The organism is Marinomonas fungiae, assembly GCF_001418205.1.
Lineage (GTDB): Bacteria > Pseudomonadota > Gammaproteobacteria > Pseudomonadales > Marinomonadaceae > Marinomonas > Marinomonas fungiae.
In genome coordinates, this window is the sequence record NZ_LIQF01000002.1 from 85,894 (window position 1) to 109,225 (window position 23,332).

Sequence of the window (23,332 nt, forward strand, 5' to 3'; positions counted from 1 at the left end):
GTCATGATTGGAGCGAAAGCAATATATGTGGGTTTAAGGAAGCAGATATTTGATGCTCTTGACCCTGATGTAATTTCTAGTCTTAATAAAGAGCAGCTTGGAAAGCAACTCACTGGTGCTGTTGATCTGCTAATAAGTCGTGAAAATTTATCGGTTCCAAGAGCAATACGACAAGATTTTGTTAAGAATTTAGTCAATGAATTAATAGGCTTAGGCCCACTTCAGACACTAATGGAAGATGACACCATTAGCGATATTATGATTAACGGGCATGAGAATGTTTTCATCGAGCGTAATGGTTTGGTTGAACGAACTCATGTAGATTTTATCGATGAAAAACAGCTATTAGAAATTGCAAAGCGTATAGCGTCTCGAGTTGGACGCCGAGTCGATGATTCTTCACCTACTTGTGACGCTCGTTTAGCGGATGGTAGCCGTGTCAATATAGTTATACCACCAATAGCAATTGATGGTACCTCTATCTCTATTCGTAAGTTTAAAAAGCAAAGTATTGATTTTCAGAAGCTCTGTGAGTTTGGTGCTATGAGTGTTGAGATGGCCCAAGTTATGATGGTCGCAGCACGATGTCGTCTGAATATTCTTATTTCAGGTGGTACTGGTTCTGGTAAAACCACCATGTTGAATGCTTTATCTCAATATATTTCCGAGAATGAGCGGATTGTCACTATAGAGGATGCTGCAGAGCTAAGGTTGCAACAGCCTCATGTGGTGCGGCTTGAGACAAGAACTGCAGGTATTGAAAATACAGGGGTAGTATCCCAGCGAGATCTTGTTATTAACTCTTTGCGTATGCGTCCGGATCGTATCATCGTGGGGGAATGCCGTGGACCTGAAGCATTTGAAATGCTACAGGCAATGAATACCGGCCATGATGGCTCAATGTCTACGCTTCATGCCAATACCCCCCGTGATGCATTGGCTCGTGTTGAGTCAATGGTAATGATGGCGACAAGTAACCTGCCACTTGAGGCCATAAGACGTACAATCGTCAGTGCAGTGGACATCATTATTCAAATCAGCCGACTACATGATGGCTCGCGTAAAGTTATGAGTATTACTGAGGTGGTAGGGTTAGAAGGCAGCAGTGTTATTCTTGAAGAAATATTTCGATTCCAACCTTCATACCACCAAAATGAGCAAGGTAAGTTGGAAGGTAGTTTTGAAACTGCAGGTCTTATGAAACGCTCTGTACTTTATGAAAAAGCAAGATTTTTCGGCTTAGAAGACCGTTTAACTGCGGCATTTAAAAGCTTAGAACAGAAGGTCAAAAAGTAATGATGGTCTTTTTCGCTTTTCTAGTAGTCTTAGGGGTCGTGGGCTTTATATTCTTTGCGCGCCAATCAAGACGAGAAAAGGCTATTGATTATTTAAATGGCTACTCTCGCTCCAGTCAGCCAAAAATTTCTAATGCTCGGCATCAATTGCTGGATATGAAAAGTTTGGCAGGGAGAAGCTTTTTAGATCGAGTTAAAAATAAGTGGTTTAACCTACTTGGGCTGTTAGGGAAGAATGCTTTAGTTAAACTTATTGTTTTTTATGCCGTACAATTAGTGTTTGCTAAGTTTTTTAACGAGTATTTTATACAAACGAACTATCTGTATATAGTGGCTATCACGTTTCCTATTTGCAGTTTTTTTGGATATCAATGGCTTAATAACAAGCGGCAAAAAGAATTTGAAGAAACGTTTCCAGTCGCTCTAAATATGTTAACGAGTGCCGTTTCCGCTGGTGAAAGTATCACTCAAGCCATTAGTTATGTTGGGGATGTATTAGAGGGAAATGTGGCTGATGAGTTTCGTATTATGGGTAAGCGTTTACAGCTTGGCGAATCCCCCGAAGAAGTCTTTCGTAAATCTTGTGTCAGATTCCCTTACCCTACGTTTTTCTTTTTTATCATCACGATTCAAGCAAATATGGAGCGTGGTGGTCAGCTAAAAGATATTATTCAGCGTCTTAATAGTCTCATGTTTAATATCCGAGCAATAGAAAAGAAAAAGTATGCCTTGACGTCTGAAGCGCGTACTTCGGCGAAAATTGTGGGTGCTATTCCATTTATATTCTTGATTATGATGCGGTTTTTAAGCCCCGAAAACTTTGAGTATGTCATGAACGATCCTCAAGGCCGTTTGCTGCTTTATTATATGTTAGCCAGTGAAGTGGTTGGTATTGGCATTATATGGGGGTTAATGAAAAGTGTTCGTTGAGCTATTTTCAGATGTCACATTTGTCATTCTTTTAGCCGCTTTCCACGTGCTTTTAGTTTTGACGCTTCTAAGCAAAGGTAAGCAAAAAAGTCAGGGGCTCCGCTGGTTGATGCAATATGATCAATCAACTTCCTCAAAGGCTTGGTGGAGAGGCTTTCTATTGATTGCACGATGGTTGAGAGCTACTTTTTCCTCGACTGAAGCGGAGATGCAAAAAAAATGTCTTGAGGCTGGCATTTATAATAAACAAGTCGCTTTGTATTACATGCCTATCAAGTACTGCACTCTCTTTGCTGGAGGCGGCGTAATCTATTGGTTATCTCAGGAGCAAAACTGGAAGCCCCTTAATCTGATGGTAGTAGCCGCTATTTGGGTAGTGATAGTACTGATTTTTCCTGATGCATATATATCTTCAAGAGCAAAGAGCTTGAGGGTTAAAATTTCTAATAAACTACCATATATGATTGATTTGCTTGCAGTTTGTGTTCAAACCGGGATGACAATCGAAGCTTCTATGGCCTATTTAAGCAAAGAGATGATGTCATTCGATAAAGATTTAGGCCATATGCTGAATAAAACAAACGATCGCATACAGATTATTGGGATAGAGCAGGCGCTTGTCGAATTACATACTAGAGTGCCGACAAATGAAATGCGTAGCTTTGTTATGACGCTAAACCAGAGTTTACAATACGGTACGTCTATCTATAGTGTTTTAACGACGCTTTCTTCTGAAATTCGAGAAGTACAAATGTTAGGTTTAGAGGAAAAGATTGGGCAGTTATCGGCTAAAATGTCCATACCTCTAATCCTCTTTATTATGTTTCCAATCGTAATTCTAATTACAGCTCCAGGAATAATGAGGATGATGTATGGCTAAATTGTGGCTTATAACAATCAGTACTTTGTTGTTAACAGGCTGTGCTGTAGGGCCTAATTCTACCGGCTCATTAGACGATACTCGCGCGAATGAAGTTTTTCTAGAGCAATCAAACAACTATCCTCGTTTAGTTGAGCACTATAAAGAGCAGCTAAAACAAAAGGATAGTCTTTCTACTAGGGTAAAGCTTGCTCAAGTTTACATCGATTTGAATGATAATGAATCGGCGCTCTTTACATTGGCTTCAGTTATTGCTCACCCTAAAGCTGACGGAGAGGCTTTCTACTTACAAGGGGTTGCTCAATATAGGCTCGGCAAACTGCAGCAAGCACTCAGATCGTTAGAGGTGTCTGTTCAGAAATCTCCAGATGATGCTCGCTCCATCAATATGCTTGGTGTAACGCAAGCGGAGCTTGGAATGCTAAATGTGGCTCGACAATCATTTAATCGTGCGCGTGAGCTAATGTATGACGATGTCGTTGTGAAAAATAACTTGGCCTTGTTAGATATGATTGAAGGTGATTTTAAACAAGCTGCTGAGCGTTTGATGCCAATTTATATAAACACTCCGTCTAAAGTAGACGCAAAGCTTAAGGCTAATTTAGCTATTATCGTCTCCAAACTGGGAAGTTTTGAATCTTTGAAATCTCTCTATGGAGATAAATATAGTGAGACACAGCTGTTTGACATATTTCAAAGCTTAAGAGCAAGTGAGCCTGCAACAAGAGTGTCGGATACTGCACTCGCTATAAAATCTAAAGATCTTCCCCTCGCTACTGAGAGTAAATTGGTTATAAAAACAGCTTCCTCCTCTTATCAAGAGGAGGGATCCCTGCCAACTTTAGCAGATGAGATACCTTTACAGTCCAACTCACCAAATAAGCTGCTTAAGGATATGAAAGGCGTACCACAAGATTTGGGGTCTTTAACTGAGAATAGTCCAAGCTCTCAAACAAAGGCTCGCTCTACGGCACTTAATCAAGAGATGATACTTGCACCCAGTTCTATAGAAAGTCCATCTCCAGAAGTACCATCAAGTGTTTTTTTATCGCAAGTTAAGCCTATGTCAAAGGACGTATCGAATAGTAATTCGGTGCTGCTAGATGAAAAGGAAGTATTGGGTGTTGAGAGGCATTATAGCCGCTCTAGCCTCAATATAGGCGGAGAGAGTCTTAAGACAAGCAATATGCCTCAGGAAATTGCTGCATCTACCAGTTCTAGCGATGTTTCAAACAATGCCAATATAACGGATAAACAAGGATTCGCAAACGACATTTTAGGTGTAGATCGTACTTTTGGCGTAGCAACTCACGTAGATAACGCGAACAGTATAAGAGCCGATCAGCCTCAAGAACAACAAGCTTTTCAGGGAGTTGATAGCCCTCTAGCCTCCTCTTTGGAAGTGCCACAAAAAAAACAGCCTGATGCCGTAAAAAAGTGGAACTTTGTTCCATTGAGTAGCTATGATTTAAAGGGGGAAGGTGGGCTAAATATTCCATTGGCCCAATTCAGGCACCATGGAAATTTAATAGATATTACACTGGATTCAGATGCAACAGTGATTGCAGTTGAATAGCTGCAGGAAGGAGTTAGCGTAATGAGTTTGTCTTGGGTGAAGAATGGTGTGAAGCGTAGAGCATTTAAGAGGTCCTCTAATCGAGGTGTAGCGGCTTTAGAATTTGTCATGGGGTTTGCTGCGTTCTGGGGAATGTGTCTTCTCTGGGCTGAGATGAGTTATGTATCTTATGTGTCTGCCTTAGGTGATGTGCTCATTTCTAACGCGAGTCATTACGCAAAATTAAACCCTAATGACCTCAGTGATCAAAACCAAGCGAATTTCAACCAAGATTTTCAAACCATTATTAGGCAACAAGATAGCCTTTGGAGTGCACTAGTGACTCCGGAAGGATTTAAAACGAGCATACAATTTGTTCAGAGCTACAGTGATTTAGCGACGCTGAATACAATATGTCCAACAACAAAATCTGGAAATCAGTGTGGTACAGCCATTGGGGCTCCAATTGCTATTTATCGTATAAATTATGAATACCAACCAATATTCTCAAGTTTCTTTGGTGCAAGTGCAGATATTTTTGCTCGCGAAATGATTGTTATCCAAGAGTATCAGAGAGGCTAATATGAAGATACCGAAGCTTCTGAGCTCAAATAAGCAGTATCTCTCTACTCGTCGCCAAAGAGGAACATTCATGGTTGAGTTCGCGCTTGTAGGGCTTGTATTTGCGGCAGCACTGGCTTTCTGTACCGAGGCTGTGATTAGCATTGCAACGAAGGGGAAATTAGATCGTTTGGTATACTCAGGAGTCAGCTTATTAAAAGAGCGGACAGCATTATTTGATGAAAACAACTTAACGGTAAGTTCAGCTGAATTTAATCAACTAAGTAGTATTATGCAAAACTCTTTTGAACGGATGACAAACAGCTTTGATGTTCGTAAATATGGCATAAGATTAGAAGCCTGGACCCCTGACTCAGATGATGCTGTGTTGCAAACTGGTGGCGCTCTAAACTGTAGTGCTAAAGCGCCTTTAACCGAAAATATGTCCGTTATGACCTCATGGGGCCGCAGGGCTTCATTGTATCGCCTAACAGTATGCTATGAAATCCCCAGTTGGTTTAGCCAAGGACAAAATACGGTTCAAAGCAGTGCCTTAATGATAGGGCGATGACTAAGCAGTTGTTGTGCTTGTTATGAGTCCTAGTAGAAATAATTTTTTGCTCAAAAAATAGTCAATGCGTATAATTTAACAAACAAAACGCTTAACTCAACTCAAGGGTGCTAATCTTAACTGGCTAACACTTTGAGAAGGTTACTTATAGGTAACAGAATGAGATTTTACTATACCCAAAAGCAGCAGTCTGGCCACGCTGGACTGATGTTCCTTTTGATTTTCCCAGCTTTATTTGGCCTATTTGTTTGGTCAACTGATGGCGCTCGAATGTTACAGAGCGATGCTCGACTTACTGATGCAATGGAAGTAGCTGTTCTTGCGGTCTCGGCACAAGCTTCTGACGAAAATGATGTGCGTGAAGCAACCGCAAAACGTTTTATTAATGATTATTTCAGCGATGTAGAAGCTAGCAATATCACCGTCACTTCTAGTAAGACAGCTAAAACAGAAGGGGAAGGGGACGATGAGAAACGCTTCTTCGAGTATGACTTAAGTGTGAAGGTTGAGCGAGATACCATATTTCAGAAAAATAATGGCTCCACACTTAGTTATGGCGATAGCTTTAAAATGGGTCGAACAGCAGTTGCACGCAAAGGGTTATCGGAAGCTGTGGATGTGGTGCTTGTATCCGACTACTCCTCTTCAATGTATGAGGGTTGGGACGGGGGTGCTCAACGTAAATTTAAAGATCTGAACGATATCGTGGATGAAATCGCTGATGAGTTGAAGCACTACAATGACCAGAACCCTAATTTTGTGAATACCCTATCGGTGGTTGGATTTGATTATTACACTTCTGAGTCTACTAGCTATGAAGTAGAAAAGTGTTGGTGGTTTAGTTGTTGGTATGAAACTGTAACTGAGCGTATGTTCGCTCATCATCTGATATGTAACCGTAATCCTTATGAAGTACAGAGAAATAAATTTAGGTCTTTAACAAGTGATTGTAAGTATCAAGGAGTGTTCTTTGAAGGCGCAATCAAAGATAGCTATTATGTAGATGCTAATGCGACAGTTGCTAATATCTTTAACCTAAATCACCCTTCAAACCAACATAGTTTAGATAAATCTGAGGTCCAAAACACAAGTAAATCTGTTTTTGAGACCATACCATTGAGCAGTAACTTTCTTAACATTAAAAGTATCGTTAATGACTCAGGGCGTTTTAACATATCAGAATACTCGGGAAGTGGAACGGCCTCTTATGCTGGCCTGATACGTGCCGCTCAAATTGCTGAAACAGGTATGAATCCAAGGCGCTTGATCATCATTCTTTCCGATGGCGTAGACTCTAAAAGTAGCATTACGGATAAGTTAATTAGTGCTGGGCTTTGCTCTGAAATAATCGATACATTGAGTGAAGAAGTAGTAAATGGAAATAATGTCAGAGCTGAAATGGCGGCTATTGGTTTTGATTATAGTGTTTCAAGCAATCCTCAAATGGCTAATTGTGTAGGAGAGGAACGCGTCTATTCAGCAGTGAACACAGAAGATATTAAAAATAAGATTTTAAGCTTAATCTCTGAAGAGGTAGGTAGCTTGGTACGCTAAGCTGCGCATATATTAAGGTGTATATTATGAAATGTAACTGGTTAAGCATGCCCTTAGCTGCTTTAGTGACTCTTACTTCTTCAATAGTAAATGCGGCTTCCTCCGGTAATGAAATACAATATTACTGTAGTGGCAATGGAGTTGAGTTTCAGAGCTCCGTCAGCATTGGCAAAGGCGTAAGAGTACATATTAACCAAGGCGCCTACTCCTATTCGCAAGACCCTCTTCCATTAGAACCAGCCTATCAGTTTATCCATGAGCAGCTGGTTTACGTAGGCGGGATAAGCAGTGAATGTGCATCATTTATAATGACAAAAGGCAGTAAAGTATTGCCAGTAGATGGTGTTATAGCTCGTATTCATTTTGATTTTGACAGTGATGAGCTAACGCAACCATCACGCTATATTTTGAATCAATTGTTAGAAAGAATGAAATATGCTTATAACATCACTTTAGAAGGGCATACGGACAATCTGGGTAGTAAACAATATAATTTTACCCTAGGAGCTGATCGTGCTGTAGCCGTATCAAGCTACATGCAGCAGCATCCAAATACACCTTATAAATTAATCAAAGTTTCTAAAGGTGAAACAGACCCTGCTGCTAGTAATAGGACCGAAGATGGCCGCTATTTAAACCGTCGTGTCGATATAAAATATTAAAACATGTCTTAGCGTAATGCTTATAGACATCAGACTACCTCTTTTCCTGATGTCTATAAGCTATTATTAGTCTTTACGTGTAGTCAACTTCTTTACCGAAAACCATATTGTAAGCGTTAGAAGTATCGCCACTATCCCATCAGCAGCGTAGTGCCAAGCTAAATGGATAGAGCCTATTATAATTAGTAATGCATATATCCAAGCAAGAATGCCCCATTTTTTGTTCAAGCTATAAATTGAGATTGCAATTAGACAAGTCATGGAGACATGCATGCTTGGAAGAGCTGAAATGCCCTTACCAATACCATCTACTCTGTTAACGTAGCTTTGCCATAATAAATCTTGTAATGAAAGAGCCCAAACACTAAAGACACTGCCCTGTTCTAAAAGAAAGCTGTTTTGCTGGTTAAGTATAGCCATTAGTTCTGTATAAGGACCTTCAACTCCATAAGCGAGGCTATAAAAGCAGGGGCCAGCAGAAGAAAAAAGTAATGCCGCAAGGTTCCCATTAATAATCCAGCATAATAAAAAGCTTAATATAACCTGTTTCCTAATTTGGCTGTGTTTAACGCAGCACATAAAGGATATTAAAAATATCCATATAATAAAGAACCAGATATTATATAGGAAATTAATGAAGCCTGTCGCAATGGGAGTGGAAAATATATAGTGAGTTATCTTCCATGGTGGTGTTCCAAAAAACAAGAAGTTGTCAAATTCTATTAGGTAAGGGTCTAGATAGAAAGGGACTATGTCTGGGATTGAATATTTTACGCTGGTATAAACTGAAAAAATTATTGAAACTGCGACTGATAAAAGTATGAAGTTTAAACTCTCATTCCAGTGCTTGATCGGTATTATTGAATATCCTAGATAGATTTTAAGAGGTCTTCTCTCCTTCTTTATAATCAAATAAAGATACATGAAGATTGAGGAGAGAAAAAAGGTTGAAATCAATCCAAAAATAAAGGAATTTCTATAAAGGCTTAAGTCTAAGTTTATTTTTTCAAAATTTATATATAGGATGAGTTGATATGAAACCGCTGTTAAAGCGATCATATAAAGCATGAGGTCTCTTTGTATCGGGGTAAACGCTGATTTAATAATGAACTTCAAAACAATCCAGTCCTTCAGATTTTATTTTGATAAATTATACGATTAATCTTATGATCATTCTAGTTTTTGGATGGCTGTGATCTATCTTTGCAAAACTTTCCTACAGATAGCCAGATTCCATAAGTCATCAGTGCTCCGATATAGCCATCCAATGCGTAATGCCAGCCTAAATGTACAGATCCAATCATAATCATAATTGCATAGCCCCAAAAGAGAATGCCTAACTCTTTTTTTAGGGAGTGGGTGGCTAAAGCCATGAGTGTTGCGATGGAAACATGCATACTTGGCATCGCAGAAATACCTGTACCGAGTGTACTGGATTGAGATGTGTAGCTCTCCCATAGCATATGCTGAGTATTGAGTGACCAGATTCCTAAAAAGTATCCATCCTTTTCTAGGATTGAATGCTGCTGTTGAAGCACTTGCATCAGGTCACTAAATTGATCACCCCCTTGATAAAGCAGATCATAGAAGCAGGGGCCAACAGATGAGAGTAATGTTGCAAATAGGCTGCCATTTATCATCCAGCATAATAAAAATGTAATAAGTGTTGTTTCTCTAAGTTGTTGGTTTCTGAATAGACAGCAAAAAACTATAAGGAAAATCCAGCATATAAAAAACCAAAGATTATATAGTAAGTTTATGATTGCGCTGGATAATGGGGACGAAAAAATAATATGAGTAATCTGCCATGGAGCGATTCCAAAGTGTATTTTCCTATCAAGATTAGCTAAATAAGGGTCTAGATAAAAATGAAAGTTGTTGGGTATTGAAATCTTTATGTCAGTATATATGGAGAAAACCAATGATATAAACGTCAGTATTATTATTAGGTTTAAGCTTTCTTCTAAGTTTGAGAATGGCTTTTTTGCTATCTTTAAAAATATAACAAGAGGTCTTTTTTCTTTCTTTATTATTAAAAATATAAAATAAAAAAAAGAAGAAATTGATAAAGTAATTGTTGCAGCTATGTATATTGTTTTTATATAGATTTCTGGGGTTTCTAAGGTGTTCTTTATAGTTAAAGAGTATAAGGAATATGACATGAATATAAATAGAAATGAAAAGTAAATTTTTCTATCTCTATATATAGTTGATTTGAATTTTTTTATATTTAAAAAAATCATTTTTAATGTTCTTTTTTATTTATATAGTTTTAAATTAAGGTGTTAAGTGGATTGATCATGGTTGAGTCAGTGTTAAGAGATCAACTTCGAACATGTGGTATTCTCAAACGTTGCTAAAAAGTTAAAGTATGACCATGGGCTGTAAGTAGTTGATCGAAGGAGAACGATACTAGGATTCAATCCTATTTGAATCAGCATTTAAGTTACAGGGCAAGGGGGTCTCTAGTTTTAGTGCCTCGCCTCGACCAAACTATGCTTTGTCCCCAATTATCGATACAGAACTTGAACGCAAACATAGTAATAACACTAACTTGGCTTGTACCTTACTGTTCAATTGTAACGTAAGCATCCGGCAAACACACCTAAGAATGTTTTTGATCTATCGCATCTTTGTTATGCTTCAGGGCATAGGACAAAAACGAATGAACATTACTTGACCAGCCTGTTTCTAAAAGGGGACAGCGCCTATAGCTGATAATAATGATGCTGACGGTCGTTACTTAAATCGACGCGTGGATATTAAATGGCGTGTTTAACGAGCTTAACTAAAATTTATAGGTAAATCCGAGGTCGATACTTTCATTCTTTGTATTGAACAGATCAATATTGCTCTCTTGATCCCGATAGTAGTAACTTGCGTGAACAGTGAGGTCTTTAGATATTGGGTATAAATATTGGATATTAGCTGCCCAAGCTTTCGTGTTTCTAGGGGTATTGTTTGCTAGCCACGGGTGATATCCCTCATTGTCCTCGGTTTTTGTTATGCTTAGCTTGGTTGTTAACCTCCCTGTTAGCAATGGTAAGTCCAAAAATGTTTCTAGCTGTTTAATGTTTCTATCTGCCCCCGGCCGATCCTCTAAAGCCGAATTAATTCCAAGCCCTAGGTTTGCTCCCCAGCGAACGCTTTCATCTGATAAAAGAATGCCAGGCTCTAGCATAAATGACACATCATCTAGAGTGTGATCGCTATTAAAATGGGTATGACTGCTTTCTAGACGCAGATAACTTATGCTATTTCTAGGTGTTAATGTGTAGCTGCCACCAAAAGAGGAATAAAGTCCTTCGTCACCCAAGCGAACATGCTCTGCCTCTAGTTCCCAATGGTAACTAAAGTGAAGTTTTTCAATGTTTCTCTCGTAGGCGATCGTAAACTCATCTGTATCCGATTTATTAAGATTACTATCACGAGTTTGGGCTGAGAAGCTAAGAGCAGATACGCCTTCCGTCAGTAAAGAATAGTGCTGAGAGAAAAGTCTGAAATAATGGTAATTACCAGACTTCTGTCTGTATGAATCACTCAAATTAACGGGAAAATCAAAGCCAAGAACAGTTAACTCATAATCGTCTATATAAGTAGCATTATTTAAGTTTGAGCTATGTCCATATAGATACGAAAATTGATTTCTCCAAAGGTATTTTTGACTTTCCCAAAGATCTTGTCTTTGTTTTAGTACTTCTTTTAAGAGAGGAGGAATAGAGGCTTGCTCTATGGCCTGTGCATTAATTTGCAATGCAGAAAGTAATTGACCACTTTGATATAAAGCCTGAGCGTAGTCTACCTGTGCAGAACCATTATTAGGGTCAATAAGCAAGGAGCGTTCAAGCATTTCAATAGCCATTTTCACATCGCCAAGATAAAGTAAGGAGGCGCCATAGAGTGAAAAGTAATCACTGCTTTGCAAGCAGTTCTCCAGTTGCGGAGAAAGAAGATGGTTAATCTCACGCCATTGTTGAGTAGTGGGAGAGCTAGGGACAGATACAGGGACATAACATTGTTCAACTTCGGCATACGTTACGCCCGAAGCCATCAATAGGCCTGAAAGAATAAAAGTGTTAAAAGATTTCTGCATCTAATAAGCCGTTATAGCATCCTTGAATATATATTTAGGCTAATCATCAAAACAGAGATCTTAATTTAATTAAGAGCTTTGTTGCCGAACAATACGAAACACTCTGCTGTCTTCTCTATCCATTAAAGGATCGACGTGATGAGATTTAGGAGCGAATAATACATGAGGAGTGGTCAGCCCATCAAGCAAGAAAGAGCCTTGAGAGTCTAGTTCATTTCCACTTAAATCCCTTGCTGCACACTCTCCTATCAGAATAGGTTGTGCTAGGTCTTGGGTCATTTCTTGAATACGTAAAACAATAGTTACCGTATCACCAAGCAATGTGTGGTGTCGGCGGTTTACAGGCCCAATGGAGCCAACTAACGTAGGGCCACGCTCTATTGCAATACCTAGCGCCAAAGGCTCCAAGCCTTTAGGAGGTCTTTGCGGAAGGATATTTGAGAGCATTTCCTGAAGCTCTGCTGCGGCATCAAGCGCTTTTTGAACAGAGTTCTGGTCGTTATCTCTAGGCCAACTAGCCAACAGCGAATCACCTTTATATTCCTCAACTTGACCATTATGGTTTTCAATAATACGAGTGGACTCAACGAAAAAGCAATGCAACAGTGCAGCGGCTTCTTCCGGTGGGCGACTTTCTTCATAAGCAGAAAAGTTTCGTAGATCTGCACACATCAAAACTAAATCATGTCTTTTGGCTTCGATAGCACCAGACGGCGATGTATGTAGCAAGTTCTGAGCAACACTCTTAGGTAAATAGCTACTAAGATGAGTGAAAATACGTAAATGCTGATGTCTTAGCAACTGGTGATCTGCAAGCACAAACAGTGTCCCAGAAAAGGCGCAAAACAGAGCAAGATTAAGCCATCCAAGCCAAATGCTATAAGTTAATAAATAAGTATGCAGACCCCAAGCACAAATTGGCAGCAATACTGTGACGATGGGCAGAAGTAACGAAGCTGCTTTATTTCCAAGCTTTGCAACCACAATTAGAATGATTGCCGCAGTCACCCCAAAAAGAAATTTTAGAAGGTTTGAATAATTTGGTGTATAGGGTGTGCGTCCGTCAAGTAAATTACTAAGCAAGCGAGCTTGCAGCTCAACACCAGGTGTCGTACCGCTATGAGGGGTTGGAACAACATCGCCAAGTCCAAATGCCGTCGCACCGACCAAGACCCAGGCATTATTTAACAGCTCTGCTGGAGCTGAGCCATTTAAAACGCTAGCAGCGGATACTACTTGAAAACTATCAGGGCTTTGTCGGTAAGAAAGACGCATATTGCCCTGATTATCGAGAGGAATAGAAAGCCCAAAATAGGAATCTATCTCTACATTCTGGGGAGAAGAAAACAGTCCAGAATATTGTTTAATCGATAAAGAAATGTCTTTCTTACCTAGGCTGCTTAATAGACCCTGCAGGGCCAAAGAAGGATAAACTCTACCTTCAATACAAACTAAAGGCGGTTGTTTTCTGATAACACCATCAGCGTCAACAATCGGAGTAATATGTCCAACACTTTTAGCATTAAGGGCAGGAGTGTTGGCAAGGTAGCTGCTTGCTCTAGGTATAGGAAACTCACAACGTGTTGATGCTAGGGCCCCAGAAAGCTCGCCACTACGAAGAGAAGAATCCCCTTCAAAAATAGGTATTTGCGCTAGTACGACATTATTTCTCGCTAAAGCTTGAGAAAAAGCTTGGTCGCCAAGTTTGGTTTCGGGGAACACGATATCAAACAGTTGCAGAGCCGCGCCATAATCGGCCAACTTATCTGATAACTCAGCCATGGTATTTCTCGACCAAGGCCAAGAGCCTACTTCTGATAGGCTCTTCTCATCAATAGCAACAATAACAATGCGCTCTTCACGTTCCTGATCAGGTAATAATGACCATAATAAAGAGCCGCCTTTTTCATCGTATTCATAATTCACGTTAGGGAACACAAAACTTAGAAAAACAACCATGGCACAAGCAAGTGCTAGCAAGCCTAGCTGGAAAGGCAGGCGGGCATGGGTCGAAGTTGATGTGTTACGTAAAAGTTTCATAATACGAAATAGGGCTGGCTGCGGTTAATGGTAATTAATGCCAAATAGTGGCGCCTTCGATCATCCCTGCTTCAATTTCTTTATAGAAAAGGTATCCTGCCTCATCTCCTTCCAGTGTAGTGGCTCCGCTAAAATGTCTAGTGGAATCAGAACTTCCTGGAAACAACTCACCATTCGAGTTAATCGAGCCGCTCATATTGAATTTCACTTTTGATGTGATAAGGCTATTCAACGTGAGGCCCGTATTAAAACTTCCTTTTGTAAAATCAACAGATAAAAAACTATCCGTAATATCCATCTCTTCTACGCCGCCATCTGGCATATATAAATTCACCTGACTCGCTTTGAGGTCAAAATCAACGTTGCCTAGACTATAGTCGATGCTTGATCGATCTGAGCCACTTCTGAAAAGAGCCGTGGCATTTGGAAGTCCATTTGCGGCCCCTAAAAGTGCTGCAACGGGAAGGCTTTCTCTGCCCTCTGCTGCATCAAGGTAACTCTCATAAATCAAAGTGTCATTCTTAGTGTCTTGGTAGACTTTACCAAACGAAGAAAATCTTCCCCAAGCCAACTTGGTAGAAACTGGCGAAGTTGTTAACTGATCCACGCTGTTTTTTGCAACATGGTCCGCAATAATTTGTTTTACTTCTGTTTCTGACATTGCTTCTGAAAAAGGCGAGTCAAATGAACTGCTGTTATTGCTGGTGCCACTCGTCGTATCGGTACCAGAATTGCTCTTAGCATTATTAGTATTGTTGCTAGAATCCTTGGCATTTTGATCTTTTTCAGAAGACTCTGTTTCAGTGTCTTCAGTATTGCTCTGGCTGTTAGTTAGTTCAGATTTAAACAGCTCAGAGGCCAGTTCAATGGAGGCAGAGAGAGGAATGAGCCTAGGTGTGCTGTAGAGCGTATTGAGTTCAAGTAATTGCTTAGATGTTCCATCTAACTCAACTGCTTCGCTGCAAGGCCCAAAGGCACTCGCATCACAACTTGACGAAAATGGTGCCACAGCAATAGCGCCTTCATTAACAACCGCTTGAACTAACTTGTTAGAGGCTTTTACGACAAAGTCTGTCCCCCTAACACCTATCGCCGCGATTGGTGTATTCAGGCGAAACTTATCTCGTGCGGATTTTGCTCCTTTGCCTGATATCGAGCGAATAATGCCTTCTTTCAAATCAAATTTTATAACGGATTCGCTTGGCGTTTGAGCATTGTATGCATAATGATCAATAGACAGTTTGCTACTCGGACGAACACTAACCAATGCATCATCAACAAAACGAATATGAACATGCCCATTACTTAGGGTCTCTAGCGTGTCGCCTTGATTGATTTCTGTACCAACATGAACTAGTTCATTATTTAAATAAGCCTTGCCAAGCATGAACGTGACTATCCCAGCACTTTCTTGAGGTGTGGCATGTGCAAAGGTCAGCAAAGACAGGCTGACCAAAGAAAGATTGGCATAAAACTTGATAGTGCTTAAAAAGTGCATGTTTTCTATCCGCCTTGAGTGTCCGTAAAACTACTTTATCTCATGGAAACAGTTTAAAGATAGGGTAAATAATACGCTGTAAATATAGAAGAGAAGTGATTGCAGTCACATGAATAAGTATTCCAGAAAATGAGGTGTTCACTGATTCTACAGGGACCAAGTTATCCCCAATGAGGAAGCTGTTCGTGTGCCTGTGGGCAATTTGATGCCGCTCTCTATGGCATGTGGATAAAAAATCAGGTTAAATGTCAGCCGCTCGACTGGCACCATATACATTTGAATAATGAAACCATGAATCTCTCGCAAATTATGAACGATCAAAATTGGGCGTGATATGCCGGTAACGGTTGAACTCTTAAAACGCTTTCCAATATTGCAAAGCCTTCCAGATCATGAGCTTGAGCAATTAGCGTTACAGTCCTCTCTGAAGAATGTCAGTAGACGCGCAGTGATTGTCAGTGGTGGCACGGCCTCGGACTATCTGTGCTTTCTGTTTGATGGCCGCTTACAAGGGGTAGACTTTACGCTAGACGGTCGTGAAGTAGGGCTCTACTTTGTCGAGCCTGGTGACTTCTGCGGTGAGTTGGGGCTTTATGATGCTCAAGGTCAACCTGAAAGCGTTATTGCACTGGCTAAATCTCAAATTATCTTGATCCCTGCTGCAGCGGTAAGAGTCGCTATACAGAGTAGTCAGAAAATGGTCGAAAGCTTGTTTGTACGGATGGCAAGCAGAGTGAGGCAGCTGTCTGCTCAAAGAGCGTTGCTTGGTTTATCCAGCACCGTTGCCCGAGTGTGTGGGCAATTATGGATGATGCTTGAAGAGCAAGATAAAGCAAACAGAAAGGATGGGATTATCGCTTATCCGCCGACACACCAGGAGCTTGGCATTATGCTCAACCTGAGCCGTGAGACGGTCACGCGTGTATTTCAAACCTTACAAACACAAGAAATAGTAAAACGAGATGGGACTTCCCGGCTGTTAATCTTAAATGAGATGGCACTACGATCATTATTTGAAGAAGGTGACGGATAAAGTTTCGTCACCTTCTTCAAGTTTTCAGGCTTCAATTAGTGTGACAAGAGATTTTTAATCTTTCGTTGTAAAGTTAATGGGATTAACCTAGATACCGGACGTAATGCTGGAGCGCTTCGAAGGTAATACAAGGCTTTAAGGGTTCCCTTGCGCAGGCTCTGCTCGACTGTGACGCTATCATCATTATATCTGGATACAAGCTTAATCCACTTGTCGATGTTATTCTTATCAACGTCTGAGTAATCGTTGCTGAATGGCTTACCCTTTTGAATCAAAGAGAAGTAGTCTGTCTGATAGATATTTGAAGGAGAGGCTGGCTCGATCATTTTCGACTCAACAAATTCTAATTCGGTCAGATCACTAGAAGTTGACAATTGTTTAAAGAGAGCTGTGAAGCTTTCAGCAGGCATATCCCACGGCACAATCCAGCTGTTCTCTCTGCCATACACCCGCTCACTGAACGCGCCTATATTGGGAACGACAACAGGAAGTCCCGCCTCAATAGCGCTACTCAATGTATAGCTATATGTCTCAGGCCATAACGCCGTAAACCAGACGAGATCCGCTTCATTGTTAGCATGTTTTTCTTTTAATAAAGCAACGAGTGTTTCATCGTCATATTGACCACTGACCGTCAACTTGCTTTTGGGCTTGCTAGCTAGGTCTCGATAACTGTAGCCAATAAGCTCAAATTCAACATCTACATTCTGTTTGGCGCATTGAAGAGCAACCTTTTCAAGTAGATCAGCCCCTTTTATTTTGCTCAGCGCGCCAATAATGATTACTTTTAAAGGGCGTTCTAAAGGGTATTGAATAGGAGAGGCAGAAAACGCCCGATTCAATAGATGCTTCCCTTGTTCATGGTATACCGTAGAGAGGTGGGCCTTAGGAAAAGTCTCTTGGTAAAATGCTAAGCAGGCATTGCTTGGCGCAATGCACAGATCAGCACCTTCTATAAAAGCCTTGAATCGATTAGACCACTGCGAGTTATTCTGGGCTTCTAAATGACCAATAAAGAGGTCTTTCTCATTGGTAAGAGAGATTGATTGGCACAAATAGTAATAATCATGAAGGCTAACGAGCCAAGGATAGCCACCGGAGCGAGGTAAATCCATAATCCAATCAGGTAGACCTAAAAGATGATGGAAGTGCATGTTTCGAATAGGCAATTGTTGTAAAACGGTTTTTAACTCTTGTTGCTGCGATTCTGCGTTAAAAAACAAAGTATATTCAGACTCCTCAGGAGCTGAACCATCACTGCTTGACTTGGCTATTGTCAACGCTAGGTATCCTGGTTTTTTAACACTGGGTAATAGCATCAAAGAGTAAGCTTGATTACTCAGATCGTTAGCAAGCTCTTCTACAAAGCGAAGCGTACCGCCGCCACGATTATGGGTGACATGTAGGACAATAGGCAGAGTTCCAGCGATAAGCGAAGCAAGCCAGAGTTTAACGCGCGCTTCTTTTGCAGGATCCTCGGCTATATGTAAATGGACATCGCGCTCATATTCCGGGTGCCTCTTAACAAGCTTAGCTAAAGCGCCGTGTTTTAATTCATTGTGCTCATCCCCAAAACTCACATTGCCTGTATGATGGATAAAAGCATCGAGCGCAAAGCGATTTTGCCAGCCGGCTTTAATGGCGCGTTGACAAAAATCGTTTTCCTCACCGTAGCCTTTGCCAAATGTCTCGACATCAAAATAACCCACGGCATCCAGACAGGCGCGACGAATATACATACAAAACCCAACCCCAGTAGGGACTTCCACGGATTGCTCCGAGTTGACCACTGCACATAAAAGGTCCAGACGCTCTAAGGGAGTGTTGTTCGGAATGGTGTTATCTTTGCAAAAATAAGGATAACTACAAATAGTCGCATTATTTGAAAAGGGAGTGACCGTTCCGATGTTCTCAGAAGCATAAGCCGCTTTGTGAATGCGGTCTAACCAGTCGTTTGCAACGATGGTATCACTGTTAAGCAATAAAACATCGCGTTCCGGGTGAAGCTGCATACCTCGATTAACGGTTGCCACAAAGCCAAGGTTTTGCTCGTTGACCAAAAGAGTGAACTCACCAGTACTTGCCCGTTGCTTAAGTAGCTCGCTTACTTGAGGATCAGGTGAACAATCATCAATGACAATTAGATCAAAGTCTACCTTATTGGTAGAGGCATTAACGCTATCAAGGCAATCAATTACATCTTGGAGGCCTCGGTAGACCGGCACAATGACATCAATGGGGTGGTTCATGAATTCCTCAGTTATGACGTTTAAAGATATTGCGGCAGAAATGGATAGCTGATTTTCCGCAACGGTATAAAAAGTAAAGAGGGTGGGGGCGTCGTAAGCGTTGAATTTCACGCTCCTCCTTTCTTAAGCTTGCTTGATAATGCTTGTAGTCTAAATTTTTCTTTTTCTCAGATTTAAGCGCAGCTTCCTTTTCTTGACACTCTTTTTCGACTCTTTGATAAATGCGCGTCAAATGAGCAATATCTTGATCTTTATCGGCAATAGTTTTTAGCGCAAACGAATGAAGATCACCAATACGAGATAGCTCTTTGGTATTTTGGTCTTGTAGGGCAGCGACTCTTAATTCGTGCCACTGATGCGTTTTTGCAAGCAGTAGCGTGAGCTCTTTGTGCGTAAGGCTAGGAAGCCACTTGTTATAGATCGTCTCATAGGCTGCTTCTTGCTTGGCCTGTTCTTGAGCCCCTGACTGATTTAAGTGTATTCGGTAAGCGCAAGTAACTTCATCAATAAAGTGAAAACGACCAACGCGATTGAATTGCAGCCAGAAATCCCAATCTTCGAAAAGATCAATCGAATCATCAAACGTAGTGCCTAATTCTCGAACGCGAGTGGGGAAAAGTACCGTCAAGATAGGCATCAGATTTTGATAAAATAGCTGATCCTTAGCCAACGGGCCTCCTTGAAGCGATAACAGTTGTTCTTCGCCTTGTCCATCTATATGGACTGCACGAGCCCGGCAGTGTACGGCGCCAAGGATGTTGTTATCTTGAAATACCGAAATATGTGCTTGAACGAGCTTACTAATGTGGCTTGGATCAAAGTAGTCGTCGTCATCTAAGAAAATGGAGAACTCGCCTGTTGCGCAAAGCAAACCAGCATTAGCGGCTTGGGTGCGCCCCTGACTTTGTTCATGCGCTACGTAATTAAGTTCTACGTCATGTGTTTTGTCTACCAGAGTATTGAGCAACGTAAGCACATCTTCTCCTCCATCGTTGATAACAACCAACTCAAGAGGTCTATAGGTTTGGGCCAATACAGATTGAACAGCGTCCTCGAGAAAATCTGGGCGATTTTTTGTTCTTACTATGACACTTACTTTTGGCATGAAAGACAACCAATTTTTACAAACGCATGATTTAAAGCCATTACCAGCCTACCTAGGGGAATTCCCATCCTTAGCAAAACGCGAAATGGTAGCCGTTTACGTAAAAACATACCACCCTAATGAGTATTGTAACTTTGCGCAGCTAAGCTCCCAGTGGTATCTTAGCGGCCATTTTCGTGTGGATTGGATGGTCTTTATGATATCGACCAAGTGGTTCTGGCAGTATGCATTACCAATACAGCAGCGCCAGCTTATAGTACAACTAACAAAACGTCAGGTCTTACAACGATTCAAAGGCTCTATCCTTGGGTTGGCTTGGGTGTTTATCACCCCGATATTAATGCTAAGCGTTTATACATTTGTATTTAAATCCGTCTTGAAAGCCAAGTGGCCGGGGAATGAAGATGCCAATAACATCGAGTTTGCCTTGCAGATCTTTTCAGGGTTATTGGTGTTTAACTTATTTTCAGAGGTATTGAGTCGAGCTTCTAGTCTGGTAGTGGAGCAGCCTAATATGGTGAAAAAAGTCATATTTCCGCTACCAGTGCTGGCATGGGTGAATGTCTTAACTGCCTATATTTTTGCCGTGGTTAGCTTAGGGGTATTAGTCGTAGCGGCTTACTTTATGAGGTTAGAGCTAAGTATTCATATTTTGTCCTTGCCCTTCGTATTTGTGCTGGCATTTCCTATGCTGCTAGGTTTGAGTTGGGGATTGTCGGCGTTAGGTGTCTATCTGCGCGATTTGGCTCAGATTGTGACATTGGTACTGACACCGCTAATGTTCTTATCGCCGATATTTTATCCTTCTTCCTCATTGCCTGAAGCAATCCAAGCAATTATTTGGATTAACCCATTAGTATTGCCTATAGAAGCCATTCGTGATGCAGTAATGATTGGGTACTGGCCAGATTGGCTAGCCCTTATTCTTTATCTCTTAGTCTCTTTTATCGTTATGGTATTAGGGGCTGCGTGTTTTCATAAACTTAAACGAGGGTTTGCCGATGTCCTATGAGCTTGCCCTTAGTATCGAACAGGTGTCAAAAAGCTATCAGCTATATGACAGCCCCCAAGACCGTTTAAAGCAAATGCTCTTTCGTGGTAAACGCCAGTATTTCCGCGAGTATCAAGCCTTATCACCCCTGTCCTTTAGTCTACCTAAAGGGGAGGTGTTGGGCATTGTCGGGCGTAATGGCGCAGGGAAATCAACGCTACTGCAATTGATTTGTGGCACATTGACTCCGACTTCAGGAAACGTGGCGGTAAATGGTCGAATTGCAGCCTTGTTAGAGTTAGGCGCTGGTTTTAACCCCCAATTTACAGGCCGAGAAAATATTTACCTCTCCGCTTCCATCATGGGTGTCCCTAAGCAAGAAATAGAGCATAAAGTTGAAGGCATTATAGACTTTGCTGGCGTGCGAAACTTTATCGACCAACCGGTCTCAACCTATTCAAGCGGCATGTATGTAAGGTTAGCGTTCTCTGTCGCCACCAGTATTGAGCCAGACATTCTTATTATTGACGAAGCGCTATCCGTCGGTGATGGGGATTTCGCGAGACGATCATTTGAGCGCATTATGGCGATGAAAGAACGAGGCGCTACCATCTTATTTTGCTCCCACTCCCTTTATCAGATTGAAGTGTTATGCTCCAAAGCGATTTGGTTAGAAAAAGGTCGCCTTATTAAGATGGGAGAGCCGGTAAAACTGGTGGCAGACTATCAGGCGTTTCTTGATCGACTGAGTCATCAACCTGACTCGACGCCAGAAGATGTACTGGAGCCCCGTGATACGGTATTGGAAGATAAGCCAATGCTAGAAGAGCCTCCTAAAGGAGAGTATGCCCGTATTAAAAAAGTGCTTGCTTCAACACTTCAAGAGCAAGGTGAACGGCTCGCTATCGAAAGTTGTGTCACGGATCTCACGCTGGATATTCAATTTGTATCAACGCTTAAAAACGAAACCCCTCAGATAGCGATTGCGGTACACAATGCGGCAGGGCAATTGATAACCAGCTGCGCGGCATGGACAACCGGCGTCAAACCGAGTGTAGATCGACATGGTAATGGACAAGTTCGATTGCACTTACCAAAATTGCCTTTATTAAAGGGCACCTATTACGTGGGCGTGTTGCTTTTCTGTCAACGTGGGTTGTTTCTACACGATGAAGCAGACCCGGTTGTCACATTAGACGTGACCCAAGCCAATCAAGAGCGCGGACTGGTCATGCTGCCTCACTCTTGGCAAGTGACTACCCCCCAGCCTCGCATCGCTGAAACCGCAACCGTCAAGCACGGAGCGCTTTCCGACCGCTGGCAAACACGTCCTGCCAGAGCGGAAGATTTCGCACAGTTGCAACGTGTCTACCAAGACGCTTTTCAGCAACAGCTTAATAAGAGTACTTGGAACTGGAAATATCGCCATACCGATAGTGCGGGTTTTGTGGTCACAGAAGGGAATGAAATCGTCGCCTTTTGCGGCGGCGCGCCTAGGCAAGGTCTAGTGCAGGGGAGACCATCGACGTTTTGTCAAATAGGCGATGTGATGGTGCAAACCTCCCACCGCGGTGTACTCAGTAAGACTGGACCATTTTATCGCTGTGTACTGCCTTTTATGGCGGATACTATTGGACAAGGTCGAGATTATGAATTTGCCTTTGGTTTTCCAAACTATCGACATCTACGAGTTGGTGAGCGACATAAGTTATACGCCAAATTCGATAAGATATTAGAAGCCACTTGGCCAGCTCCCCCCGCCGAATCCGACTCTTTCACTATGGCGGTTTGGGATGGCAGTGTGGAACAAGGAAAATTAATTGACCAACTTTGGCTTAAGATGTCCCAGCACATGGGTACCTATCTAGTCGGTCTAAAAGATCAGAGTTGGATGCGCTACCGCTTTTTAGAAAAGCCCCATGACCAATATCAGCTCCATTTTATTGGTTTAAATGACTGGCAAAGCAGTCACAGAGCGCCGATTGGTCTAATCGTAACGAAAGACCACCCAGAAGCGGATCATATCGAGCTACTGGACTTTGTATGTGAGCCTCAACATGCGGCCCTAGTGATCAACGCTGCCCAGCAGCTGGCGACCCAGTTGCACAGGGCAAAAGTGTACGCGTGGTTAACAGCGAATGTGAGTCAATGGCTGACACAGACTTGCCCAGCACTGTTAGAGACAGATGTCGTCGTGCCAGGGAATGGGCTAGATAACCCAGAGCACACACAAGTCGCTGTTGGCAACTGGTGGCTCATGGGTGGCGACAGCGATTTTCGATAAGCTTGGCATCTCTTTTTTGCAACGGAACTAA

18 protein-coding genes are annotated in these 23,332 nt (G+C 41.6%); 11 read left to right on the forward strand and 7 right to left on the reverse strand.

Features of this window, described 5'->3' with window-relative positions; all coding sequences use genetic code 11:
- The first annotated feature begins 3 nt into the window (after positions 1-3).
- From ASC49_RS02920 to ASC49_RS02955, 8 genes are all read left to right on the forward strand, one after another.
- A complete protein-coding gene (locus ASC49_RS02920) occupies positions 4-1,296 on the forward strand; it encodes a CpaF family protein (RefSeq protein ID WP_055461722.1) in 1,293 nt (430 codons plus the stop codon).
- Positions 1,296-2,225, forward strand: a complete 930-nt coding sequence (locus ASC49_RS02925) for a type II secretion system F family protein (RefSeq protein WP_211262004.1) — start codon at positions 1,296-1,298, stop codon at positions 2,223-2,225. Before ASC49_RS02920 ends, ASC49_RS02925 begins: the two co-directional genes overlap by 1 nt.
- Complete coding sequence (locus ASC49_RS02930) at positions 2,215-3,105, forward strand: type II secretion system F family protein (RefSeq protein WP_055461723.1); 891 nt, start codon at positions 2,215-2,217, stop codon at positions 3,103-3,105. Before ASC49_RS02925 ends, ASC49_RS02930 begins: the two co-directional genes overlap by 11 nt.
- Entirely contained in the window at positions 3,098-4,681 is a 1,584-nt protein-coding gene (locus ASC49_RS02935) for a tetratricopeptide repeat protein (protein WP_055461724.1), read from the forward strand. The genes ASC49_RS02930 and ASC49_RS02935 overlap by 8 nt, the downstream gene beginning before the upstream one ends.
- Positions 4,682-4,702: 21 nt before the next feature.
- The gene (locus ASC49_RS02940; RefSeq protein WP_055461725.1) at positions 4,703-5,242 is read left to right on the forward strand and encodes a hypothetical protein; all 540 of its coding nucleotides are present in this window, start codon (positions 4,703-4,705) and stop codon (positions 5,240-5,242) included.
- Between the two features lies 1 nt (position 5,243).
- Positions 5,244-5,792, forward strand: coding sequence for a tight adherence pilus pseudopilin TadF (tadF, locus tag ASC49_RS02945; protein ID WP_072242030.1), 549 nt, complete (start codon positions 5,244-5,246; stop codon positions 5,790-5,792).
- A 159-nt stretch (positions 5,793-5,951) separates the two neighbouring features.
- The gene (locus ASC49_RS02950; protein ID WP_055461727.1) at positions 5,952-7,346 is read left to right on the forward strand and encodes a TadE/TadG family type IV pilus assembly protein; all 1,395 of its coding nucleotides are present in this window, start codon (positions 5,952-5,954) and stop codon (positions 7,344-7,346) included.
- Positions 7,347-7,372: 26 nt separating this feature from the next.
- Complete coding sequence (locus tag ASC49_RS02955) at positions 7,373-8,008, forward strand: OmpA family protein (protein WP_055461728.1); 636 nt, start codon at positions 7,373-7,375, stop codon at positions 8,006-8,008.
- A 66-nt stretch (positions 8,009-8,074) separates the two neighbouring features.
- On the opposite strand, the gene ASC49_RS02960 is transcribed toward ASC49_RS02955, so the two are convergent.
- The 5 genes from ASC49_RS02960 to ASC49_RS02980 all read right to left on the reverse strand — a co-directional run bounded on the left by ASC49_RS02960 (position 8,075) and on the right by ASC49_RS02980 (position 15,639).
- Positions 8,075-9,076 (reverse strand): phosphatase PAP2 family protein, encoded by a 1,002-nt coding sequence (locus ASC49_RS02960; protein WP_055461729.1) that lies wholly within the window; start codon positions 9,074-9,076, stop codon positions 8,075-8,077.
- Between the two features lie 107 nt (positions 9,077-9,183).
- Positions 9,184-10,251: a phosphatase PAP2 family protein gene (locus tag ASC49_RS02965; protein WP_055461730.1), complete on the reverse strand. Its 1,068-nt coding sequence runs from the start codon at positions 10,249-10,251 to the stop codon at positions 9,184-9,186.
- Positions 10,252-10,796: 545 nt separating this feature from the next.
- A complete protein-coding gene (locus tag ASC49_RS02970; RefSeq protein WP_055461731.1) occupies positions 10,797-12,101 on the reverse strand; it encodes a tetratricopeptide repeat protein in 1,305 nt (434 codons plus the stop codon).
- A 69-nt stretch (positions 12,102-12,170) separates the two neighbouring features.
- Entirely contained in the window at positions 12,171-14,141 is a 1,971-nt protein-coding gene (locus tag ASC49_RS02975; protein WP_055461732.1) for a CHASE2 domain-containing protein, read from the reverse strand.
- 34 nt (positions 14,142-14,175) lie between these two features.
- Positions 14,176-15,639: a FecR family protein gene (locus tag ASC49_RS02980; RefSeq protein WP_055461733.1), complete on the reverse strand. Its 1,464-nt coding sequence runs from the start codon at positions 15,637-15,639 to the stop codon at positions 14,176-14,178.
- A 334-nt stretch (positions 15,640-15,973) separates the two neighbouring features.
- On the opposite strand from ASC49_RS02980, the gene ASC49_RS02985 reads away from it, so the two are divergent.
- Entirely contained in the window at positions 15,974-16,672 is a 699-nt protein-coding gene (locus tag ASC49_RS02985) for a Crp/Fnr family transcriptional regulator (protein ID WP_055461734.1), read from the forward strand.
- 35 nt (positions 16,673-16,707) lie between these two features.
- Here ASC49_RS02985 and ASC49_RS02990 read toward each other — a convergent pair whose 3' ends face one another.
- Positions 16,708-19,032 (reverse strand): glycosyltransferase, encoded by a 2,325-nt coding sequence (locus ASC49_RS02990; RefSeq protein WP_141656783.1) that lies wholly within the window; start codon positions 19,030-19,032, stop codon positions 16,708-16,710.
- Positions 18,929-20,026, reverse strand: a complete 1,098-nt coding sequence (locus tag ASC49_RS02995) for a glycosyltransferase family 2 protein (protein WP_055461736.1) — start codon at positions 20,024-20,026, stop codon at positions 18,929-18,931. Before ASC49_RS02995 ends, ASC49_RS02990 begins: the two co-directional genes overlap by 104 nt.
- On the opposite strand from ASC49_RS02995, the gene ASC49_RS03000 reads away from it, so the two are divergent.
- Positions 20,007-21,038 carry an ABC transporter permease gene (locus ASC49_RS03000; RefSeq protein WP_211262005.1) on the forward strand — a complete coding sequence of 344 codons (1,032 nt, stop codon included), beginning with the start codon at positions 20,007-20,009 and terminating at the stop codon, positions 21,036-21,038. The two genes, ASC49_RS02995 and ASC49_RS03000, sit on opposite strands and share 20 nt — an antisense overlap.
- Positions 21,028-23,301 (forward strand): GNAT family N-acetyltransferase, encoded by a 2,274-nt coding sequence (locus ASC49_RS19860; RefSeq protein WP_072242032.1) that lies wholly within the window; start codon positions 21,028-21,030, stop codon positions 23,299-23,301. Before ASC49_RS03000 ends, ASC49_RS19860 begins: the two co-directional genes overlap by 11 nt.
- Positions 23,302-23,332 lie beyond the last annotated feature (31 nt).

What these genes read in the sequence shown, in the direction of transcription:
- ASC49_RS02920 (WP_055461722.1), top strand. Translation starts at nt 4, where the DNA reads ATGATTGGAGCGAAAGCAATATATGTGGGTTTAAGGAAGCAGATATTT.
- ASC49_RS03000 (WP_211262005.1), top strand. Translation starts at nt 20,007, where the DNA reads ATGACACTTACTTTTGGCATGAAAGACAACCAATTTTTACAAACGCAT.
- ASC49_RS02985 (WP_055461734.1), top strand. Translation starts at nt 15,974, where the DNA reads ATGCCGGTAACGGTTGAACTCTTAAAACGCTTTCCAATATTGCAAAGC.
- ASC49_RS19860 (WP_072242032.1), top strand. Translation starts at nt 21,028, where the DNA reads ATGTCCTATGAGCTTGCCCTTAGTATCGAACAGGTGTCAAAAAGCTAT.
- ASC49_RS02940 (WP_055461725.1), top strand. Translation starts at nt 4,703, where the DNA reads ATGAGTTTGTCTTGGGTGAAGAATGGTGTGAAGCGTAGAGCATTTAAG.
- ASC49_RS02925 (WP_211262004.1), top strand. Translation starts at nt 1,296, where the DNA reads ATGATGGTCTTTTTCGCTTTTCTAGTAGTCTTAGGGGTCGTGGGCTTT.
- ASC49_RS02950 (WP_055461727.1), top strand. Translation starts at nt 5,952, where the DNA reads ATGAGATTTTACTATACCCAAAAGCAGCAGTCTGGCCACGCTGGACTG.
- ASC49_RS02960 (WP_055461729.1), bottom strand. Translation starts at nt 9,076, where the DNA reads ATGCTTTATATGATCGCTTTAACAGCGGTTTCATATCAACTCATCCTA.
- ASC49_RS02955 (WP_055461728.1), top strand. Translation starts at nt 7,373, where the DNA reads ATGAAATGTAACTGGTTAAGCATGCCCTTAGCTGCTTTAGTGACTCTT.
- ASC49_RS02975 (WP_055461732.1), bottom strand. Translation starts at nt 14,141, where the DNA reads ATGAAACTTTTACGTAACACATCAACTTCGACCCATGCCCGCCTGCCT.
- ASC49_RS02935 (WP_055461724.1), top strand. Translation starts at nt 3,098, where the DNA reads ATGGCTAAATTGTGGCTTATAACAATCAGTACTTTGTTGTTAACAGGC.
- ASC49_RS02995 (WP_055461736.1), bottom strand. Translation starts at nt 20,026, where the DNA reads ATGCCAAAAGTAAGTGTCATAGTAAGAACAAAAAATCGCCCAGATTTT.
- ASC49_RS02980 (WP_055461733.1), bottom strand. Translation starts at nt 15,639, where the DNA reads ATGCACTTTTTAAGCACTATCAAGTTTTATGCCAATCTTTCTTTGGTC.
- ASC49_RS02970 (WP_055461731.1), bottom strand. Translation starts at nt 12,101, where the DNA reads ATGCAGAAATCTTTTAACACTTTTATTCTTTCAGGCCTATTGATGGCT.
- tadF (WP_072242030.1), top strand. Translation starts at nt 5,244, where the DNA reads ATGAAGATACCGAAGCTTCTGAGCTCAAATAAGCAGTATCTCTCTACT.
- ASC49_RS02965 (WP_055461730.1), bottom strand. Translation starts at nt 10,251, where the DNA reads ATGATTTTTTTAAATATAAAAAAATTCAAATCAACTATATATAGAGAT.